Below are 2973 nucleotides of genomic sequence, written 5' to 3' on the forward strand. Positions count from 1 at the left end.
GACATCGAGTCCTGCACCGGCGAGCCACTTGTTCTTCAGCGCCGTCCAGACATATTTTTCATCAATCAACCCGCCGCGCCCAATATTAAACAGATAGCTCCCCTTCTGGATGATCTCGATCTCGTCCTCACCAAAGAACCAGCGCGTTGAGGGTGTGAGCGGCAGCGCCAGCACGACTATATTGGCTCGCACGATTAGCTCGTGGTACTGCAAGTGCGACAAGACCACATCAAAGCCCTCGGCGGGGAGCTCCGGGTTGCGGCGCAGGCCAATCGTATTCATCCCAAACGCCTTGCAGCGGGTCGCGATCCCCTGACCAATATGTCCCGCCCCGACAATACCGACCGTCTTGCCCTCCAGCTGAAACCCCGACGACGCGATGCCCCAGTGCTTCTCCTTTTGCGCTAAGACACTCGCGGGAATCTGCCGCGCCACGGCGAGCATCAGGGCCAGCACGTGCTCCGCACAGGCGCTCGCGTGCACATCCGAGCCCGTCACCACTTGCACACCATTGTTAAAGAGCCCTGGGTAGAGCTTGCCATCCACCCCCGCGCTCGTGATCTGCACCACCTTGAGCTTCGGCAATCGCGCCAAAATCTCCGGCTCCAGCTTCGCCGTCACCACCAGCTCCGCCTCCGCCAGCGCTTGTGTATCGGGGTCTTTCGGGTCGCAGAAGTGCAACACCACCGACTCCCCCAGCTCCTCGGTAAGAGCATCGCGGAGTTTCTGATTCGTGGAAAGGCAAAGAACGTGCATGCAGGTATTGTACCTAGCTCCGCCGAACCTGAGCACACGCCATGCCGATTCTCTCTGACCCGCGTAACTCCCATATCGAAGCGCTTCTCGTTGCTGCTGAAGAGGGGACTTTAAACAAGCTTCCCTTTCTCCAATACCTTAACGAAATCGAGGACATATGGAAGATACGAGAGGCAGGCGGCTACCTCTTCTACTGCACAATCGTACTGCTCGCGCATCACCGCACCGCATTTCCTGCTGAGGCCCAGGAGATTCTCACCAAACTCGCTCATGAGCTCATTGAGGATGCTCGTCGGGTACGTGCGGCTCGTTTCTTCTTTGATGTTCGTGGCTATCTCAAAGCGATTGTTGTTCTACGCTTACTAGCCCAAGAAGATAGTGAGCAAGATTTTGAAGATGCAGCCAACGAATGGATTTTCTTTGAGTGGGGCTACGGGGCACACCTTACCGACCGGCATGAACTCCTTTGTGCTCTTGCCCTCCTGCTCTGTCTCGATTCCGCACCTCCCCGCTTGGCGATCTCACTTTTTCAGCGGTTGCTGCGTCTGGATGATCAGCTCGCCGATACAGATAGCCTCTCTTCGTCACTTGAGCCATTTCGTAAGTGCCTCGCCGAGCCACCCCATGCTCGATATAAGCTTTTCTTGAATCTTGGGCTTCAGGAGCAGCTCCCCGCGCTAATCTCTCCTTCACCTTCGCTAGCCATCCCCTGTTTTGGAGGCTCGGTCGTTCGTCGTGAACGCACACAGTACGGCACTCTGCAAACAGCTTCTCGCGAGCCTTTTGTTACGGGCTGGCTGGACAGTACGCTCCCGCCCGTGATCTGCTGGAAGGATGACAGCTTGGCCGGAAAATTCGCTCCCGTAGCCTCGATCGGACAGCACCAACCAACAAGTCCCTTCCAGACATTTGCCCTCCAGCGTGGCGCGGATGTTCTGGCGCTACGCATCTATGAGTACGAGCGCTGGCCTCGTGAAACAATCCGCGATGTTTGGGATGTATATGACTCCTACGCCCGTGCCTACTGCCTCTCGCACACAGACGCAGTCTTGGAGCAATTCGAGGACTCCCAAGCAAAAGGAATTCAGTTGTCCATTGAACGTTACCAGGACGACACACACCTTGTAATCTTTCTCTGGGCGATCTCGCTGGAGGGGGAGATTGAGGGGGTTCCCGTTGTGACTCCTGCGCGTGTTATCCCCTCGGTGCCGCGTCGTAAGGGCGAGGAGGCATGGGATATTGACTGGGAGCTGCCTGGCGGGCTCTGGAAGGTGCGCGTGGACCCATTAGCGAAAGAGCCGTTACGAAAGAGATAAGTCATGTGGAAGATAGACAACATGCCGCCGAAAACCTACGATGCGCCGGGCTTTAGCGAGCCGGGCGTGACGGGGCTTTTCTATGATGGCCCGAGCTGGCAAGGAAAGCCGACACGGATCTTTGCGTGGCTGGGAATGCCTGCCCCCCGCCCCGATGGCCAGAAAGTGCCGGGGATCGTGCTGGTACATGGTGGCGGGGGATCGGCGTTTTCCCGCTGGGTGCGGCTCTGGAACGAGCGTGGCTTTGCGGCGATTGCGATGGACACCTGCGGCCACACGCCCGACTCGGGGGCGCTACGCCGCGATCATCACGCGCTGGGCGGGCCGCCAGGGTGGGGAGCGTATGATAAATCACTGGAGCCGCCCACGGAGCAGTGGGGCTACCATGCGGTCGAGGCGATCCTGCGCGGCCACTCGCTGCTTCGGGTACAGCCCGGCGTGGACGAGAAACGCATAGGCCTGACGGGAATCTCCTGGGGCGGCGTGCTAACGGGCATCGCAGCGGGCCACGACCCGCGTTTTGCCTTCGCCATGTCCGTGTATGGCTGTGGCTTTCTGGACCGCTCACCGGGACTTGGACTGGATAAGACCGACAAGCCGCACGCCGAGAAGTGGATGCAGCTCTGGGACCCGTCGCGGCACCTCAAAGACGCAAAGATGCCGTTTTTCTGGATCAATGGCACCAACGACTTTGCCTTCACCCCCGAGATCTGGCAGGAGTCGCACCGGCTCCCACGCGCCAAGAAAACGCTCTCCTTCAAGCTGCGCATGCCACATGGTCACGGCGTGGCAGGCGAGAACCCCGAAGAACTACGCGTCTTTGCCGCCGCGCACTGTGGCCTCGGCGAGCTCCCCCTGGCCCGCCTTAAGAAACAAGAGCGCAAGAGTAACTGGCTCCGAG

General features: G+C 59.0%; 3 protein-coding genes. 2 read left to right on the top strand and 1 reads right to left on the bottom strand.

The features are described from left to right. Nucleotides 1-756: NAD(P)-dependent oxidoreductase (locus RMO15_RS31605; RefSeq protein WP_309722768.1), on the bottom strand; the 756-nt coding region annotated here is incomplete at its 3' end. 41 nt (nt 757-797) lie between these two features. Between RMO15_RS31605 and RMO15_RS31610 the strand changes: the two genes are divergently transcribed. Continuing rightward, entirely contained in the window at nt 798-2072 is a 1275-nt protein-coding gene (locus RMO15_RS31610) for a hypothetical protein (RefSeq protein WP_309722771.1), read from the top strand. 3 nt (nt 2073-2075) lie between these two features. Continuing rightward, the coding region (locus tag RMO15_RS31615; RefSeq protein ID WP_309722774.1) for a prolyl oligopeptidase family serine peptidase at nt 2076-2973 on the top strand (898 nt) is incomplete at its 3' end.

Origin of the sequence: Armatimonas sp. (assembly GCF_031410135.1) — a bacterium.
Lineage (GTDB): Bacteria > Armatimonadota > Armatimonadia > Armatimonadales > Armatimonadaceae > Armatimonas.

What these genes read in the sequence shown, in the direction of transcription:
- RMO15_RS31610 (WP_309722771.1), top strand. Translation starts at nt 798, where the DNA reads ATGCCGATTCTCTCTGACCCGCGTAACTCCCATATCGAAGCGCTTCTC.